Genomic DNA, 18,963 nt, shown 5'->3' with positions numbered 1-18,963 from the left:
GGCGCACCACCAGTCAGACGAACGGTGGCCGGGACGATGTCCCGGCCACCGTTCTGTTTACCCGCCGCCCGTCAGGTCAGGCCGAGCTCCCGGTCGATCAGGTCGAACATCTCCTCGTCGTCGGCCTCGTCCAGGCCGTCCGCCGCCTCGGCCGCCCCGTCGTCCCAGCGGCGCAGCAGACTCCGCAGCCGGTCCGCGACCTGCCGCCGGGTCTCCGGGTCGACGTCACCGCCGGGCAGCGCCGCCGCGAGCGCGTCCAGCGCCGCCAGCGGGCCGTCGCCGGTGTCCGGGACGAGCGCCGCGTCGAGGTGCCGGGCGAGCGCGGCCGGCGTCGGGTGGTCGAACACCACCGTCACCGGCAGCCGCAGCCCCGTCACGGCGGTGAGCTTGTTGCGCAGGTCGACGGCGGTCAGCGAGTCGAAGCCGAGCTCGCGGAACGGCCGCGACGCGGCGACCGCGTCCGGGGTCGCGTGGCCCAAGGTGCCGGCGGCGTGGCTGCGGACCAGGTGCACCAGCTCCCGCTGCCGCTCGTCGGCGGTCAGGCCGAGCAGCCGCCGCGCCGGCTCGGGCCGCTGCGACCCGGGCTCGTCCCCGGCCGCGGCCAAGGAAGCCGATGACCCGGCGATTCCCAGCTCGTCCAGCAGCGGGCGGTGCCTGGCCATCGAGTACAGGTCGGCGAACCGGGGCCAGTCGACCCGGGCCACGACCACCGCGGCCTCGCCGTGCTCGACCGCGTCCCGCAGCGCCGCGACCGCGTGCCGCGGGTCCATGCCGAGGATCCCGTGCCCGGCGAGCCGGGCGGACTCGCTCGCGTCGACCATGCCGCCCGCCGCCCAGGCGCCCCACGCGACGCAGGTCGCGGCCTGGCCGCGGTGCCGCCGGTGCCGGGCGAGCGCCTCGAGGTAGGCGTTGCCCGCCGCGTACGCCGCCTGGCCCAGGTTGCCCCAGACGCCGGCGCCGGAGGAGAACACGACGAACGCGTCGAGCGGCACGGCGGCCAGCAGCGCGTCGAGGTGCATCGCGCCGGCGGCCTTGCCGCGCAGCACCGCGGCCATGTCCTCAATGCTGGTGCCGGTCAGGGGCCGCTCGTCGCCGGGCACCCCGGCCGCGTGCACCACCGCGGTGAGCGGCGCGCCCGCCGGCAGGTCCGCCAGCAGCCGGCGCACCGCCTCGCGGTCGCCGACGTCGCAGGCCACCACGGTCGCCTCGGCGCCGAGGGCGGCGAGCTCCGCGACGAGGTCCGCGGCGCCGGGCGCCGCCATCCCGCGCCGGCTGGTCAGCACCAGTCGGGTCGCGCCGGCGCCGGCGAGCCAGCGGGCCACGTGCCCGCCGAGCGCCCCGGTGCCGCCGGTGACGAGCACCGTCCCACGTGGACGCCACGGGCGGCGCGGGCCGTCGGCGGCGAGCGGGGCCCGGACGAGCCGGCGGCCGAAGATGCCGCCGGGGCGGATCGCGACCTGGTCCTCGTCGCCGACCCCGGCCAGCACGGCGCACAGCCGCGCGGCCGCGGCGGCGTCCACCGTGGACGGCAGGTCGACGAGGCCGCCCCAGCCGTCCGGGTCGTCGAGCCCGGCGACGATGCCCATGCCCCACACGTGCGCCTGAGCCGGGCGGTGCAGCACGTCGCCGGCACCGACGGAGACCGCCCCGCCGGTCGCGCACCACAGCCTCGCGCCGACGCCGGCGTCGTGCAGCGCCTGCACGAGCCCGACGTTGCCGGCCAGCCCGGAGGGCAGCTCCGGCACCGTGCGGTGCGGCGTCTCGTCCCAGGCCAGCAGCGACAGCACCCCGTCGACCGGGCCGTCCGCCACGGTACTGAGCCGCTCGGCGATCCTGTCCCGGTCCGCCTCCCCCGCCGGCAGCCGCAGCAGCTGAGCCTGGGCACCGTGGGCGGCGATCGCGGCCAGCACCACGTCCGCCGGACCGTCGAGCGCGCCCCCGGCCGACTCGTCGCCGGCGGCCACGACCAGCCAGCGCCCGGCGAGCCGGGCCTCCGCCGGCGCGGCGAGCACGTCCCACCGCACCGCGTAGCGCAGCTCGTCGACGGCGGCCCGCACCCGGGACTCGTCGTGCCAGGTCCGCAGCGCCGGCAGGACCGCGGCGAGCGCCGCCGGGTCGGCCGACGTCGCGCCGGCCAGCCCGGTCACGTCGCCGCGCCGGACCGCGTCCCAGAACCGGTCGTCGGCGGGAGCGCCCACGGCGGTGCCGGCGGGCGGCGCGTCGAGCCAGAACCGGCGCCGCTGGAACGCGTACGTCGGCAGGTCCACGACCGTGCGGCCGGTGCCGATCAGCGGCGTGAAGTCCACCGCGCAGCCCCGCACGAACAGCTCCGCGACGGAGCGCGCGAAGCGGTCCGGCCCGCCGTCGCCGCGGCGCAGCGAACCGGCCACCACGTAGGCGCTGTCGGTGGCCGCGTCGGCGATCTCCTGGATCGGCACGGTCAGCACCGGGTGCGGACTGCACTCCACGAACACCCGGTAACCGTCCTCGACGAGCCGCTGCACGCTGTCGGCGAAGCGGACCGTCTCGCGCAGGTTGCGGTACCAGTAGCCGGCGTCCAGCTGCGGACCCGCGAGCCACTCCCCCGTCGCGGTCGACAGCATCGGCACCGAGCCGGGCACCCCACGGACCGGCGCGAGCGCCTCCCGCAGCACCGCCTCGATCGACTCGACCTGCTCGGAGTGCGACGCGTAGTCGACCTCGACGAGCCTCGCCCGCACCCCGTCGGCGGCACAGTCGGCCACGAACCGGTGCACGGCGTCGACGTCCCCGGCGACCACGACCGCCGTGGGCCCGTTCACGACGGCGACACTCAGGCGGCCCGGGCAGGCGGCGATGCGGTCCCGCACGGCGGCGACGGGCAGCGCGACCGACGCCATCGCTCCCCCGCCTGCGAGCGCGACGATCGCCTTGCTGCGCTCGGCGACGACCCGGGCGGCGTCGGGCAGGCTGAGCATCCCGGCGACGCAGGCCGCGGCGATCTCGCCCTGCGAGTGCCCGACGACGGCGTCAGGGCGGACGCCGTACGAGCGCCACAACGCGGCCAGGGACACCATCACCGCCCATGACGCGGGCTGCACGACGTCGACCCGGTCCAGGCCGGGCGCGCCGTCCTCGCCCCGCAGGACCGCGGTCAGCGACCAGTCGACGAACGGCGCCAGGGCCTCCTCGCACGCCCGCACCGACTCGGCGAACACCGGCGCGGCGTCCAGCAGCGCGGCGCCCATGCCGGCCCACTGGGCGCCCTGGCCGGGGAAGACGAACACGACCCGCCCGTCGACGTCGGCGACGCCCTGCACAACCGTGTCGGCACCGCCCGCGAGCGCGGCGAGCCCGCCCGCCACCTCGGCACGGTCCGAGCCGAGGACGACGGCGCGGTGCGGCAGCGCGGCCCGCGTGGTCAGCAGCGACCAGCCGACGTCGGCCAGTTCCACAGCATCGGCGTTGGCGGCGTCGGTACCGTGGTGCGCCCCGCCGATCGGCCCCAGCAGCCGGTCCGCCTGCGCGGCGAGCGCCTTCGCGCCGTGCGCCGAGACCACGATCGGCACCAGCCCAGCGCTGGGTGCCTCCGGAAGAGCAGGCGAGTCGTCGGCGGGCGGCGGCTCCTCCACGATCACGTGGGCGTTGGTGCCGCTGATGCCGAACGACGACACCCCGGCGCGGCGCGGCCGCCCGCCCGCCGGCCACGGGCGGGCCCGGTCCAGCAGTCGTACGGTGCCGGACGACCAGTCGACGTGCGGCGACGGCTCGTCGGCGTGCAGGGTCCTGGGCAGCAGGCCGTGCTCCATCGCCAGCACCATCTTGATCACGCCGCCGATGCCGGCCGCGGTCTGCGTGTGCCCGACGTTGGACTTCAGCGAGCCGAGCCACAGCGGGTCCGCCGGGTCGCGCCCGGCGCCGTACGTGGCCAGCAGCGCCTGCGCCTCGATCGGGTCGCCGAGCAGGGTGCCGGTGCCGTGGCCCTCGACCGCGTCGACGTCGGTCGCGGCGAGGCCCGCGGCGGCCAGGGCGGTGCGGATCACCCGCTGCTGCGACGGCCCGTTGGGGGCGGTGAGGCCGTTGGAGGCGCCGTCCTGGTTCACCGCGGTCCCGCGCACGACGGCGAGGACCCGGTGGCCGTTCGCCCGGGCGTCGGACAGCCGCTCCAGCACCACCATGCCGGCGCCCTCGGCGAGGCCGAACCCGTCGGCGCCGGCCCCGAACGCCTTGCATCGCCCGTCGCGGGCGAGGCCGCGCTGGCGGCTGAAGCCGACGAACTGGGCCGGCGTCGACATCACCATCGCGGCGCCGGCGAGGGCCAGGTCGCATTCGCCGCGGCGCAGCGACTCCACCGCCAGGTGCAGGGCGACCAGCGACGACGAGCACGCGGTGTCGACGGTGACCGCCGGGCCCTCCAGCCCCAGCACGTAGCTGATCCGGCCCGACGCGACGCTCGACGCGCCGCCGGTGACGAGGTACCCCTCAAGACCCGAAGGACCCGAAGCGCCGGCCTGCAGCCGGGAGCCGTACGCCTGATCGGCCATCCCGACGAAGACACCGGTCCGGCTGTCGCGCAGCGACGTCGGGGCGATCCGCGCGTGTTCGGTGGCGTCCCAGGCGACCTCGAGCAGCAGCCGCTGCTGCGGGTCCATGGCGACCGCCTCGCGCGGGCTGATCCCGAACGCCTCGGGGTCGAAGTCGGCGGCGTCGTAGAGGAAGCCGCCGTCCCGCACGTACGTGGTGCCGGCCCGGTCGGGATCGGGATCGTAGAGGGCGGCGAGGTCCCAGCCGCGGTCGGTCGGCATCGCCCCGACGGCGTCGACCTCGCCGGCGACGACCCGCCACAGGTCCTCCGGGCTCCGCACGCCGCCCGGGTACCGGCAGCCGATGCCGACGATGACGACCGGGTCGTCGCGGTCGGCGGCCGGGACCGGCGCGGCGGCCGGCGCGTCCTGGGCCTCGCCGAACAGCGACGCGCGCAGGAACCGGGCCAGGTGCGCGGGCGTGGGATGGTCGAACACGGCGGTCGCCGGCAGCCGCAGCCCGGTCGCGGCGTTGAGCGCGTTGCGCAGCTCCACGGCCGACAGGGAGTCGAAGCCGAGCTCCATGAACGCCCGGGAGCTCTCGACGGTGGCCGCGGACGCGTGCCCGAGCACCCGGGCGACCTGCCCGCGGACCAGGTCGAGCAGGACCCGGTCCCGCTCGGCGCCGCCCGCCCCGGCGAGGTCGCGGGCGAGCGTGCCACCGCCGCCCGTCGCGGCCGGTGACGGGGCCGCGTCCGCCAGGCGGCGGATCTCCGGCAGCGCGCCGATGAGCGGGCTGGGCCGGGCGCTGCCGAAGACAGCGGCGAAGCGCTCCCAGTCGACGTCGGCGACGGCGACGGTGGTGTCGTCGTGGTCGAGGACCTGCTGCAGGGCGTGCATCGCCGGCTCGGGGTCGATCAGCGGCACGCCGCGGCGGCGCAGCGTGTCGGCGAGGGAGTCGGCGATCATGCCGCCGCCGGCCCACGGGCCCCACGCGATCGAGTGCGCGGCGACGCCGTCGGCGCGCTGCTGCTCGGCGAGGGCGTCGAGGTGGGCGTTCGCGGCCGCGTACGCGCCGTGGTCGCCGACGCCCCAGACCGCCGCGATCGAGGAGAAGTAGACGACGGCGTCGAGGGCGGCCCGGTCCAGCAGGGCGTCGAGGTGCAGCGCCCCGGCGACCTTCCCGGCGGCGACCGACGCCATCCCTTCGGCGGTCAGGTCCGGCAGCGCGGCCAGGTCGGCGACGCCGGCGGTGTGCATGACGGTGGTGATCGGCTCGCCCCGCCCGGCGCAGTCGGCGACGAGCGCGGCGACGGCGTCCCGGTCGGCGACGTCGCACGCGACGACCCTCGCCTCGGTGCCCGCGGCGGCGAGCTCGGCGACGAGGTCGGCCGCGCCGGGTGCTTCGGCGCCGCGGCGGCTGGTGAGCACGAGCCGGCGGGCGCCGCCGGCGGCGAGCCACCGGGCCACGTGCCCGCCGAGGGCGCCGGTGCCGCCGGTGACGAGGACGGTCCCGGACGGCCGCCACGCGCGGGCGGGTGCGGTGGTGCCGGTGCCGGCGTGTGCCAGGCGCCGCCCGAAGACGCCGGTGGCGCGCACCGCGACCTGGTCCTCGCCGCCGAGCCCGTCGAGCCCGGCGAGCACCGCGCACAGCCTGGCCCCCGCACGGGCGTCCAGCGCCGTCGGCAGGTCGACGAGGCCGCCCCAGCTACGCGGGAACTCCAGGGCCGCGACCCGGCCGAGGCCCCACGTCTGCGCCTGCGCGGGTGCGGCGAGCCGCTCGCCGTCCACGGCCACCGCGCCACGGGTCGCGCACCACAGCGGCGCGGCGGTGCCGAGGCCGGCGAGGGCCTGCAGGAGCAGCAGGTTCCCGGCGGGCGTCGATTCGTCGGTACCGAGCAGCGACAGCACCCCGTCGACGGGCTCCGCCAGTGCGTCGCGCAGCGCGTCGGGGAGGTTCGCGAGGCCGGCGGCGAGGGTGCGCACGGTCGCGCCGTGGGCGGTCAGCGCGGCCTCGACCGGGGCGGCCGGCTCCGCCTCGGGGTGCACCACCAGCCATGTGCCGGTGAGGGTGACCGCGGACGGCTCGGGCAGCGCCTCCCAGCGGATCTTGTACCGCCAGCCGTCGACCAGGCCGCGCACGGCCCGCCGCTCGTGCCAGGTGCGCAGCGCGGGCAGCACGGCGCCGACCGTGCCGGCGTCGGTGGCGAGGACCCCGGCCAGCTCGGCCGCGTCCGAACGCTCGACGGCTTCCCAGAACTCGGCGTCGACGGTCCCGGCCGGCCCGGCCGCCGCGTCCTCCAGCAGGGGCGCGTCGAGCCAGTACCGCTGCCGCTGGAACGCGTACGTGGGCAGGGCGACGGTCCGCCGGCCGGGGCCGAAGACGCCGGTCCAGTCGACGGTCGCGCCGTGCGCCCAGGCGGCGCCGAGCGACGCGAGGAACCTGTCCCGGCCGCCGTCGTCGCGGCGCAGGGTCCCGGTGACGAACGCGTCCCCGGTGTGGCCTTCGAGGGTCTCCTGGATCCCGACGGTGAGCACCGGGTGGGCGCTGACCTCGACGAACGTGGTCACGCCCGCGTCGGCCAGGTCACGGACGGCGGCGGCGAACTCGACGGTGTGCCGCAGGTTGCGGTACCAGTAGTCCGCGCCGCCGACGGCGACACCGTCGAGGTCGGCGCGGACGGTGTGCCGCAGGTTGCGGTACCAGTAGTCCGCGCCGCCGACGGCGACACCGTCGAGGTCGGCGCCGACAGTTGAACGCAAAGGAACGGTGGCAGGCCCCGGGGCGACGGGGGCGAGCAGCTCCAGCAGCCGGTCCCGGATCGCCTCCACCTGCACACCGTGCGAGGCGTAGTCGACGTCGACGCGCCGCGTCCGTACACCCGCCGCATCACACACCGCGGTGAACTCGTCGAGCGCGTCGGGCTCCCCGGACACCACCGCGGAGGTGGTGCCGTTGACGGCGGCGACACCGAGCCGGCCGGCCCACGGCCCGATCCGCTGGGCGGCGTCGGCGGCGGGCAGCGCCACCGACAGCATGCCGCCCTTCCCTGCCAGGGCGGACAGCGCCTGGCTGCGCAGCACCACGACGCGGGCGGCGTCGTCGAGCGAGAGGATCCCGGCGACGTACGCGGCGGCGATCTCGCCCTGCGAGTGCCCGACGACGACGTCGGGTTCGACACCGGCCGCCCGCCACATCCCGGCGAGGGACACCATCACCGCGAACAGCACCGGCTGGACCACGTCGACCCGGCTCAGCGGCGCCGCGTCCGGTTCGCCGCGCAGGACGGCGGTCAGCGACCAGTCCACGAACGGCGCGAACGCCGCCTCGCACCGGGCGATCGACGCCGCGAAGCCCGGGTCGGTGTCGAGGAGCCGCACGGCCATGCCGGCCCACTGCGAGCCCTGGCCGGGGAACACGAACGCGACCTTGCCGCCGGGGCGGGCGACCGCGCCGGGCACGGCGCCGCCGGCGATCCGCAGCAGCTGCTCGCGGACGTCGTCGCGGTCGGCGCCGACGACGACCGCCCGGTGCGGCAGGGCGGCGCGGGTGCTGGCGAGGGACCAGCCGACGGCGCCGAGGTCGGGCCCGGGGTCGGCGTCGAGGAACCCGGCGAGGCGGCCGGCCTGGGCCCGCAGCGCCGCGTCCCCGCGCCCGGACACCACGATCGGCACCGGCCCCGACGTGGGCTCGGCGGGGTCGTCGGCGTCCTGCGGCGCCTCCAGGATCACGTGCGCGTTGGTGCCGGAGACCCCGAACGACGACACGGCGGCGCGGCGCGGGCGGCCGGTCTCCGGCCACGCGACCGCGTCGCGCAGCAGCTCGACCCGGCCCTCGGACCAGTCGACATGGGTGGAGGGGGCCGACACGTGCAGGGTCTTCGGCAGCACGCCGTGGTGCATGGCGAGGACCATCTTGATGACGCCGCCGACGCCGGCGGCCGCCTGGGTGTGCCCGACGTTCGACTTCAGTGAGCCCAGCCACAGCGGGTCGCCGTCGCCGCGGTCCCGGCCGTAGGTGGCGAGGATCGCCTGCGCCTCGATCGGGTCGCCGAGGGCGGTGCCGGTGCCGTGCGCCTCCACCGCGTCCACATCGGACGGTGACAGCCCCGCGTCGGCGAGCGCGGCGCGGATGACCCGCTGCTGCGACGGGCCGTTCGGGGCGGTGAGGCCGTTGGACGCGCCGTCCTGGTTGAGCGCGGAGCCGCGCACGACGGCGAGGACCCGGTGGCCGCGGGCCCGGGCGGTGGACAGCCGCTCCAGCACGAGCATGCCGGCGCCCTCACCCCAGCCGGTGCCGTCGGCGTCGTCGGAGAACGCCTTGCAGCGCCCGTCGGGCGAGAGGCCGCGCTTGCGGCTGAACTCCATCAGCACGCCCGGCGTCGACATCACGGTGACCCCGCCGACGAGCGCGAGCTCGCACTCGCCGCCGCGCAGCGCCCGCGTCGCCAGGTGCAGCGCGACCAGCGACGACGAGCAGGCGGTGTCGACGGTGACGGCCTGCCCCTCCAGCCCGAGGGTGTAGGCGACCCGGCCGGACGCGACGCTGGTGAGGCTGCCGGTCAGCAGGTAGCCGTGCATGCCGTCGGCGGGGCGGTGCAGCGCCGGGCCGTAGTGGGTGTAGGGCACGCCGACGTAGACGCCGCCGGGCCGGCCGGCCACCGACAGCGGGTCGATGCGCGCCGATTCGAGGGCCTCCCAGGCGACCTCGAGCAGCATCCTCTGCTGCGGGTCCATGCCGAGGGCCTCGCGGGGGCTGATGCCGAAGAACGCGGGGTCGAACTCGGCGGCGCCGTGCAGGAACGAGCCGTGCCGGGTGCAGCACTTCCCGACCGCGTCGGGGTCCGGGTCGTAGAGGTCGGTCCGCCAGCCACGGTCGGTGGGGAACGTGCCCACGGCGTCGGAGCCGGCCGCGACGAGCCGCCAGAGGGCTTCGGGTGTGTCGACGCCGCCGGCGTACCGGCAGCTCATGCCGACGATCACGACCGGGTCGTCGGCGCCGTCGGAGGCGGCCCGCGCGACCGTCACCTGTTCCTCGACGGTCGGGCCCAGCAGCGAATCGCGCAGGAAACCGGCGACGGCGGCCGGGGTCGGGTAGTCGAACAGCAGGGTCGCCGGGATGCGGACGCCGGTCGCGGCGGCCAGCTCCTCCCGCAGCTGGGTGCCGATCGCCCGGTACACGCCGAGCTGGCGGAACGCGAGGCCGGCGTCCACCGGCCCGGGCTTGCCGGTGGCGGCCACGACCGCCGACCGGACCACGTCGAGAAGTATCCGGTCCCGGTCGGCGTCGCCCACGGCGAGCAGCCGGGCGAGCAGGGACGGCTGGTCGTCGAGCGCCATGAGCGGCACCGCCTTCGCAAGAGGGGGTCTGGTGGAGGAGCGCTCAGGCGCTCTGGTGTTCCATCGCGCGGCGCAGGCTCAGCGGACGCATGTCGGTCCAGACCTCGTTGACGTGGGCGAGGCACTCGTCCCTGGCGCCGGTGAATCCGGCGTCCTTCCAGCCGGCGGGGATGTCGCGGCCCTCGGCCCAGATCGAGTACTGCTCCTCGTCGTTGACCACCACGGTGTAGCGGCGGGTCTCGTCGTCGGTCATGTCACTGTCCCTTCGAAGGCGAGTGTTGCAACAGGAAAGTCAGCGCAGGGCGAGCTCGTCGGCGAGCCGGCCGAGGACCAGCTCCGCGTGGCCGAGGACGGCGAAGTGGTCCCCGGGCAGGATCCGGCGGTCGAACCGGCCGGTGGTCACCGCGGCCCAGCCGTCGACGTCCTCCGCGCTGCTGACGGTGTCGCCGGCGCCGACGTACGCGCTGACGGGGCAGGTGAGCGGCGGGCCGGGTTCGGGGACGTACCCTTCGACCATCGCCATGTCGGCCCGCAGCACCGGCAGGTAGATCTCGGCGATCTGCGGGTCGTCGAGCACCTCGGCGGGGATGCCGCCGTGCCGGGCCTGCATCGCCCGGCCGAACTCGAGGTCCGGCAGGTGGCTGAGCGCCGGCATGCGGGCGGCGCCGCCCGGCGGTTTCGCCCCGGCCACCACCAGCCGGGTCGGCGACGGCAGGTGGTCGCGGCGCAGGTGCCGGGCCAGCTCGTAGGCGACGAGCGCGCCCATGCTGTTGCCCAGCAGCGCGAACGGCACGTCCAGGGCGGGCAGCAGCGCCTCGGCGAGGTCCGGGACGAGGTCGACGACGCCGGTCGGCAGCGGCTCGCCGAAGCGGGACTCGCGGCCGGGCAGCTGGACCGGGCACACCTCGAGGCCGTACGGCAGGTGCTGCCGCCACGTCCGGAACGCGGAGGCGGCGCCACCGGCGTGCGGGAAGCAGAACACCCGCAGCACGGTGTCGCTCGCCCGCCGCCGGTTCGGCAGCCAGGGGTTGGGCATGAGGTCACTCACCGGCGGTCACCGTCTTCGCTGGAGCTGGAGCTGAGGCGTTGCGGACATCGAAGGGGCGGCAGCAGCGGGTGCCCGGGTCGGCGACGACCTCGGCGAGCAGCGCCGTGTACCGCTCGGCGAGCCGGGCGACGGTCGCGTCGTCGAACAGGTCGACGCTGTATTCGAGCAGCCCGTCGACGCCGAGGCAGGCGCCGCCGGGGCCGAGCCGCTCGCGCAGCATCAGGTTGAGGTCGAACTTCGCCGTCGTCGACGGGGCCGGCTCGATCCGCATCCGCAGGTCCGGCAGCTCCAGCGTGCCGCGGCCGGTGTCGTCGGCGACGATCATCACCTGGAACAGCGGGTGCCGGGCGCCGGACCTGGCCGGGTTCAGCGCCCGCACCAGGTGGTCGAAGGGCACGTCCTGGTGGGCGTAGGCGTCGAGGTCGGCGTCGCGGACCCGGGCCAGCAGGTCGGTGAACGACGGGTCGCCGGACGTGTCGGTGCGCAGCACGACGGTGTTGACGAAGATGCCGACGAGATCGTCGAGGGCCGGGTCGGTCCGCCCGGCGGCGGGCGTGCCGAGCGGGATGTCGGTGCCGGCGCCGGCGCCGGTGAGCAGCGCCGCGAGGGCCGCCTGGGCGACCATGAAGACGCTGGCCCGGTGACCGCGGGCGAGCGCCGCCATGCCGTCGTGGACCTCGGCGGGGACGGTGAAGCGGACCCCGCGGCCGGCGGACGTCGGGACGGCGGGGCGGGGCCGGTCGAACGGCAGCGCCAGCTCCGCCGGGGCCTTCGCCAGGGCCCGCCGCCAGTACGCGGTCTGCCGGGACAGCAGGCTGCGGGTGTCGCGCGGGTTGCCGAGCAGCCGCTGCTGCCACAGCGTGTAGTCGGCGTACTGGGCCGGCAGCGGCTCCCACCGGACCGGGTCGCCGGCGACCCTGGCGGCGTAGGCGCGGGCGAGGTCGGTGGCGAGCGGCACCATCGACCAGCCGTCGCAGGCGATGTGGTGCAGCACCAGGCGCAGCACGTGCTCGCCGGGGGCGGCCGGCAGCAGCCACGCGCGCAGCGGCAGGTCCTGCTCCAGGCGGAAGGTGGTGGCGAGGGCGTCGTCGAGGTCGCGGGCGCCGTCGACGACGGTCAGCTCGACGCCGGCGTCCGCCGCCGGCACGATCCGCTGGGCGGCGACGCCGTCGATCTCGACGACCGTGGTCCGCAGGCTCTCGTGCCGGGCGACGACGTCGCGCAGCGCCCCGGCGAGCGCCGCGGTGTCGAGGGCCCCGGTCAGGTGGATCGTCAGCGGCACGTTGTAGGTGGCGCTGGGGCCGGTCAGCCGGTACAGGAACCACAGCCGCTGCTGGGCGAAGGACAGCGGCACGGCGTCGGGGCGCGGCGCCGGCACCAGCGGCGGGCGGGTGCTGCCGGTCGCGCCGTCGACGAGGGCGGCGATCCCGGCCGGGGTCGGCGCCTCGAACACCGCCCGGACCGGCACCTCCACGCCGAGGTCGGCGCGGAGGCGGGCGACCAGGCGGGTGGCCAGCATCGAGTGGCCGCCGAGGGCGAAGAAGTCGTCGTCGACGCCGATCCCGGGCCGGTCCAGGACCTCCTCCCAGACCCGCAGCATCGCGGCCTCGGCGGCGGTGCGCGGCGCCACGTAGGTCGCGGCGACGGGCCGCACCGGCAGGTCGGCGAGGGCCCGCTCGTCGGTCTTGCCGCTGGTCAGCTCCGGCAGCGCGGGCATGAGGACGAGGAAGGCCGGCACCATGACCGCCGGCAGGACCGCCCGCAGCCGCTTGAGCAGCCCGGTGGCCTGGGGTGCCGGGGCGGCGCCGTGGGCGACGTAGCCGACGAGCGCGGGTTCGCCGTCGACCGGCCGCACGAGGACGGTCGCGTCGAGGACGCCGGGCAGCTCCCGCAGCGCCGCGGCGACCTCGCCGGGCTCGATCCGCACGCCGCGCAGCTTCACCTGGGCGTCGGCGCGGCGCACGAACAGCAGCTCGCCGTCGCCGGTCCAGCGGACGAGGTCGCCGGTGCGGTACAGCCGCCCGCCGGGCGGGCCGAACGGGTCGGGGACGAACGCGGCGGCGGTCAGGCCGGGCCGGTCCAGGTAGCCGTGGGCGAGCCCGGCACCGCCGAGGTACAGCTCGCCGGTCGCGCCCGGCGGGACCGGGCGGAGCCGCTCGTCGAGGACGTAGGCGCGGGCGCCGCGGATCGGGCGGCCGATCGGGACGTGCCGCGGCAGCTCACCGCGGCGGGTCCGCCAGGCGGTGGCCTCGATCGCCGTCTCCGTCGGCCCGTACAGGTTGAGCAGCTCGACGTCGAGCAGGTCCAGGCACCTGCCGGCGAGCTCCGCGGAGAGCGCCTCGCCGCCGCAGAGGACGCGGCGCAAGGTCGTACACCTGCCGGCGCCGACGACGTCGAGGAACTGCCGCAGCGTGGTCGGCACGAACTTCGCCGACGTCACCGCGAACTCTTCGATCGCGCGGACGAGGTAGTCGGGGTCGCGGTGCCCGTCCGGATCGGCGAGGACGATGGTGGCGCCGGCGGCGAGGGTGCCGAAGAGCTCCAGCAGCGCCGGGTCGAAGGTGAGCGGGGTCTTGAACAGCACCCTGTCCGACGGCGTGACCGGGGCGGCGTCGACGTACCAGCGCAGGGTGTTGACGACGGCCGCGTGCGGCACGACGACGCCCTTCGGGCGGCCGGTGGAGCCGGAGGTGTACAGCACGTACGCCTCGTCGCCGGGCAGCGCCTCCGCGAGGGCCTCCATGAGGGCCGCGGGCGCGGGCGGGTCGTCGGTGCCGTCGACGCCGTCGACGCCGTCGATGAGCAGGACCGGCACGTCCGGCAGCAGGTCGCGGTGCGCCGCGTCGGTGACCACGACGGCGGGGCGGGCGTCTTCCAGCAGCCGCGCGATGCGGGCCGCCGGGGCGTCGAGGTCGACGGGCACGAACGCGGCCCCGGCCTTGCCGGCGGCGAGCGCGGCGGCGACGAGACCGGCGCCGCGGGGCAGCGCCAGGGCGACCCGCCCGTCCCGGCCCGCGCCGGCCGCGCGCAGCCTGGCCGCGAGCGCACCGGCCCGGGCGTCCAGCTCGGCGTAGGTGACCGTGCCCTCGGCACCGTCCAGCGCCACGGCGTCCGGGGTCCGCCGGACCTGCGCCTCGACGAGCGCGGGCAGCGTCGCGGGCGCCGGCGCGTCCGGGGTTTGCCGGACCTGCGCCTCGACGAGCGCGGGCGCCGCCGACGAGGGCGAAGTCGCGCCGGTCCAGCGGTGCAGCACCAGGTCTCGTTCGGCGTCGTCCATGACGTCCAGGTCGGCGCAGCGCGTGTCCGGGTCGGCGGCGGCCGCGGCCAGGACCCGCAGCAGGCGGGTGGTGAGCCGGGTGGCGTCGGCGTGGTCGAAGCGGTCGGTGCGGTAGCGCAGGTCGGCCCGGATGCCGTCGCAGCGCCCGCCGGGGCCGTGCCGCTCGCGCAGCACCAGGACCAGGTCGAACTTCGCGGTAGCCGCCGCCAGGGGCTCCTCGGTGACCCGCAGGCCTGGCAGCTCGGCGTGCACCTGCTCGGTGCCGTCGGCGACGAGCATCACCTGGAAGAACGGGTGCCGGTCGTCGACGCGGGGCGGGTTCAGGGCGAGGACGAGGTGCTCGAACGGCACGTCCTGGTGGGCGAACGCGGCGAGGTCGGTGTCGCGGACCCGGTCCAGCAGCTCCCGGAACGTCGGGTCGCCGGAGGTGTCGGTGCGCAGGACGAGGGTGTTGACGAAGAAGCCGACGAGGTCGTCGAGCGCCTCGTCGAGGCGGCCGGCGACGGGGCTGCCGATCGGGATGTCGGTGCCGGCGCCGAGCCGGGTGAGCAGCGCGGCGAGGGCCGCCTGCACGACCATGAAGACACTGCCCCGCGCGTCCCGGGCCAGCCGGGCCAGGCCGGCGTGCAGCGCGGCGTCGACGGCGAAGCCCACGCCCGCGCCCGCACTCGACGCGTCGGTGGTGTTGCCGTTGCCCGGGATGTCCAAGGCGGCGGGCGCACCGGCCAGGACGGCCCGCCAGTGCGCGACCTGCCGGCTCAGGACGCTGTCGGGGTCGGTCTCGGCGCCGAGCAGCCGCTGCTGCCAGAGGGTGTAGTCGGCGTACTGGACCGGCAGCGGCGCCCACCGTGGCGCTTCGCCGTCGCGGCGGGCGGCGTAGGCGGCGGTGAGGTCGCGGGCCAGCGGCGCCATCGACCACGCGTCGGCGGCGATGTGGTGCAGCACCGCGACGACGACGTGCTCGCCGGCGCCGAGCGCGAACAGGTGCACCCGCAGCGGCAGCTCGGCGGTGAGGTCGAACGGCCCGTCCGCGGCGGCGGCGACCGCGGCCGGCAGGTCGGCGGGGTGGACCGACGAGGTCAGGAACGGGACGCGTACCGCGGCGGCGGGCGCGACCTGTTGCACGGCGGTGCCGTCGACGGTGCGCACCGTCGTGCGCAGCGTCTCGTGCCGGGCGACGACGTCGTGGAACGCGGCCCGCAGCGCGTCGCGGTCCAGGGGGCCGGTGAGCCGCAGCGCGAGGGGGATGTTGTACGTCGCGGCGGGCCCCTCGAACTCGTGCAGGAACCACAGCCGCTGCTGCGCCGGCGACAGCGGCACGGCCGGCGGGCGGATGGCCGCGGCGGTCAGCGCGGGCCTGACCCCGGCGACCACCCGGCCGCGGCCGGCGTCAAGCGCGGCGCCGAGGGCCGCGCCGATGCCGCGGGCCAAGCCGGCGATCGTCGGCGTCTCGAACAGCGCCCGGATCGTCAGCTCCAGGCCCAGCGCGGTGCGGACCCGGCTGACCAGCCGCGTCGCCAGCAGCGAGTGCCCGCCGAGGGCGAAGAAGTCGTCCTCGACGCCGATCCGCTCGCGGCCGAACACGTCGGACCACACGCCGGCGAGCCGCTGCTCCAGGTCGGTGCGGGGGGCGACGTACTCGCGCCGGGCGACCTGGACGCCGTCGGTGCCGCGGGCCAGCAGCGCGGCCCGGTCGACCTTGCCGTTGCGGCTGGCCGGCAGCGCGTCGTGCAGCACGTAGCCGTCGGGGACCATGTAGCGCGGCAGCCGCCCGCCGAGCTGCTCGTGCCAGTCGGCGAGCTGTCTGCCGGCATCCGGGTCGCCGGTGGCGACGTGGGCGATGAGCCGGTCGTCGCCGTCGGTCTCGCCCCGGTACGGCAGGACGACGACCTCGGTGGCGCCGGTGACCGCGCGCAGCGCCGCCTCCACCTCGCCGAGCTCGATGCGGTAGCCGCGGATCTTCACCTGGTGGTCGCGGCGGCCGAGGTACTCGATGGTGAGGCCGTCGCCGCGGCGGCGGTAGCGGGCCAGGTCGCCGGTGCGGTACAGCCGCGCGCCCGGCGCCGACGGGAACGGGTGCGGGACGAATGCCGCCGCGGTCAGGTCCGGGCGGCCGGCGTAGCCGCGGGCGAGGCCGCCGCCGACGTACAGCATGCCGGGCACGCCGACGGGGACGGGCCGCAGCTCGACGTCGAGCACGTACGCCTCGGCGTTGGGGTACGGCCCGCCGATGAGGCACAGCGCGCCGCCGTCCGCCGCCTGGTCGTGCACGAGGTAGGTGCTGTCGATCGTGGCCTCGGTCAGGCCGTACGAGTTGACGACCTCCCCGCCCGGGCCGAGCAGCGCCCGCATCCTGACGAGGTCGTCGGCGTGCACCAGGTCGGAGCCGACGATGAGCAGCCGCAGTTCGGGCAGGCGCGCGCCGGTCGCGGCGGCGTGCTCGGCGAGGCGGCGGGCGACCAGCGGCACGAACTCGGCGCAGTCGACCGCCTCCCGCCGCAGCAGCTCCAGCAGCGGCTCGGGCTGCAGCAGCAGGTCGCGCGGGCACAGCACGAGCCGGGCGCCGTTGCACAGGGCGCGGGTGAGGTCGCCGACGAAGACGTCGAAGCCGAAGTTCGCCATCTGCAGCACCGACGTGACGCGGCCCGGCAGCCGGTACGCCTGGTCCCAGCCGCGCTGCACGGCGAGCAGCGCGTCGTCGGCGACCATGACGCCCTTGGGCCGGCCGGTCGACCCGGACGTGTAGACGACATACGCGAGCGCGCCCTCCGGCCGCCGGAGCTTCTCAGCGGCGCCGTCCACGGTGAGGTCGTCGACGTGGACGCTGGTGCCGTCGAACTGTGCGGCCAGGGCGGCGGTGGTGACCGCGACGCGGACCCCGGCGTCGGCGGCGACGGCGGCGCGGCGGGCGGCGGGCTGGTCCGGGTCGAGGGCGACGAACGCCGCCCCGGCCTTCCACACGCCGAGGACCGCGACGACCAGGTCGGTGCTGCGGGGCAGGAGCACGCCGACACGGTCCTCGGCCCCGACGCCCTCGCGGCGCAGCCGCCCGGCGAGGGCCCCGGCGCGGGCATCGAGGTCTACATAGGACAGTCGCTCGGCGCCGTGCACGACCGCGGTCGCGTCCGGGTTCGCCGCCGCCTGCCGCTCGATCAGCTCCAGGACGTTGCGGGCCGCGACCGGCGCCGTCATCGGGCCGCGACCGGCGGCGAGCAGCTCCCGGCGCTGCCCCGGCGGGGTCAGCTCCAGGGTGTCGACGCGGTCGCCGGGGCGGGCGGTCAGGCCGCGCAGCACGTGCTCGTACATGGCCGCGAAGCCCCGCACGGTCACCGCGTCGAACAGGGCGGTGTCGTACTCGAAGACGACGGTGAGGTCGCGCTCGACGACGAGCATGTCGACGAACAGGTCGACCTTCGCCACGGCCGCGGGCGGGGTCACGACGGAGGCGTGCAGCCCGGTCGGGTGCGGCATGACCCGGGCCCGGTCGAGGTTGAAGAACGTCCGCAGCAGCGGCGCGGGGTCGGCGCCCTCGCCGCGGAGCAGCTCGATGCTGAAGTCGGGGTGGTCGTAGGCGCCGACGAGCGCCTGCTGCACGGCCCGCACCTGCTCGGCGAACGTGGCGGCGCCGTCGCGGACCAGCCGGACCGGCAGCACCGTGTTGCAGTGCCCGACGAGCACGTCCGCGCCGGGGTGGTCGCGGTGCGCCACCGGGATGCCCACGACGATGTCGTCGTCGCCGGTGAGCCGGTGCAGCAGGTGCGCGTACGCGGCGAACAGCACCGTGAACAGAGTGGTGTGCAGCTCGCGGGCCCGGGTCGCGGCGAGGCCGGCGACGGCCGGGTCCAGGGGCAGGTCGATGCGGGCCGCGCGGCCGGCGCCGCGGGCGGGCCGGGGCCGGTCCAGCGGCAGCTGCAGCACGGGCCGCGGCCCGCGGAACCGTTCGGTCCAGTACGACGCCGCCGCCTGCCCGGCCGGGCCGTCGCGGCGGGCCGCCTGGCGCGCGACGTGGTCGCGGTAGGCCGGGGCGGGCACCAGTCCCGCGGAGACGCCGGTGCGCAGCTGCTCGTACAGGCGCAGCAGCTCGTCGATGACGACCACGAACGACCATCCGTCCACGACGCTGTGGTGGACGAGCAGGTGCAGCTGATGGTGCTCGGGCGCGAGACGCAGCAGCGCGGCGCGCAGCAGCGGCCCCCGGGTCAGGTCGAACGTCTCCTGGACCCGGCCGTCGAGCCACTCGGCGCGCCCGGTGCCGGCGTCCACGACGGGCAGCTCCACCGGCGCGGGCGGGAGCACCCGCTGCCAGGACCCGTCCGCGGCGAACACGGTGCGGAGGCTGTCGTGCCGCGCCACCACCGTTTCCAGCGCGCGACGCAGCGTGTCGGGGTCGAGCGGCCCGGCGAGGTCCAGCAGCACGGTCTCGTTGTAGGCCTGCGAGGAGGCGTCGCCGAGCTGGTCGAGGAACCAGATCTCCCGCTGCGTCGACGACAGGGGGTAAGGCGCCTCGTGTTGCGGCGGCGGCTGCTGTACGGCCGGCGCTTCGGCTGGTGCCGCGACCGGCGCCTCGAATGCCGCCTCGAACGGTGCTTCGAATGGTGCTTCGAATGGCGCTTCGAATGGCGCTTCGGCCGGTGCCTCGCTGATCAGCGCGTACACGTGGGCCATGACGCGCGCGTGCACGTCCAGCAGCCGCTCGACCGATGCTTCCAGCTCGGTCCGTAACGTCCCGTCATCCGTCGGCCGCACAGGTCCCCCGTCTCGATGGTGCCCGCGACTGACCGTAGGCGGTGGGTATT

4 protein-coding genes are annotated in these 18,963 nt (G+C 76.7%); all 4 read right to left on the bottom strand.

From position 1 onward, the window contains the following. Positions 1-71: 71 nt before the first annotated feature. The 4 genes from AB0J72_RS23530 to AB0J72_RS23515 are packed head-to-tail and all read right to left on the bottom strand — an operon-like array spanning position 72 to position 18,913. Positions 72-9,842 carry a type I polyketide synthase gene (locus AB0J72_RS23530; protein WP_363402005.1) on the bottom strand — a complete coding sequence of 3,257 codons (9,771 nt, stop codon included), beginning with the start codon at positions 9,840-9,842 and terminating at the stop codon, positions 72-74. 43 nt (positions 9,843-9,885) lie between these two features. Beyond that, a complete protein-coding gene (locus AB0J72_RS23525) occupies positions 9,886-10,095 on the bottom strand; it encodes an MbtH family NRPS accessory protein (RefSeq protein ID WP_344506573.1) in 210 nt (69 codons plus the stop codon). 39 nt (positions 10,096-10,134) lie between these two features. After that, positions 10,135-10,890, bottom strand: coding sequence for an alpha/beta fold hydrolase (locus tag AB0J72_RS23520; RefSeq protein ID WP_363402002.1), 756 nt, complete (start codon positions 10,888-10,890; stop codon positions 10,135-10,137). Continuing rightward, on the bottom strand, positions 10,883-18,913 hold the full coding sequence (locus tag AB0J72_RS23515; RefSeq protein ID WP_363402000.1) for an amino acid adenylation domain-containing protein: 8,031 nt from the start codon (positions 18,911-18,913) through the stop codon (positions 10,883-10,885). Before AB0J72_RS23515 ends, AB0J72_RS23520 begins: the two co-directional genes overlap by 8 nt. Positions 18,914-18,963: the final 50 nt, after the last annotated feature.

Source organism: Dactylosporangium sp. NPDC049742 (assembly GCF_040674675.1).
Taxonomy (GTDB): domain Bacteria; phylum Actinomycetota; class Actinomycetes; order Mycobacteriales; family Micromonosporaceae; genus Dactylosporangium; species Dactylosporangium maewongense.
The sequence above is the reverse complement of the archived record's forward strand: the minus strand, read 5'-3'. Positions and strand labels throughout refer to the sequence as shown.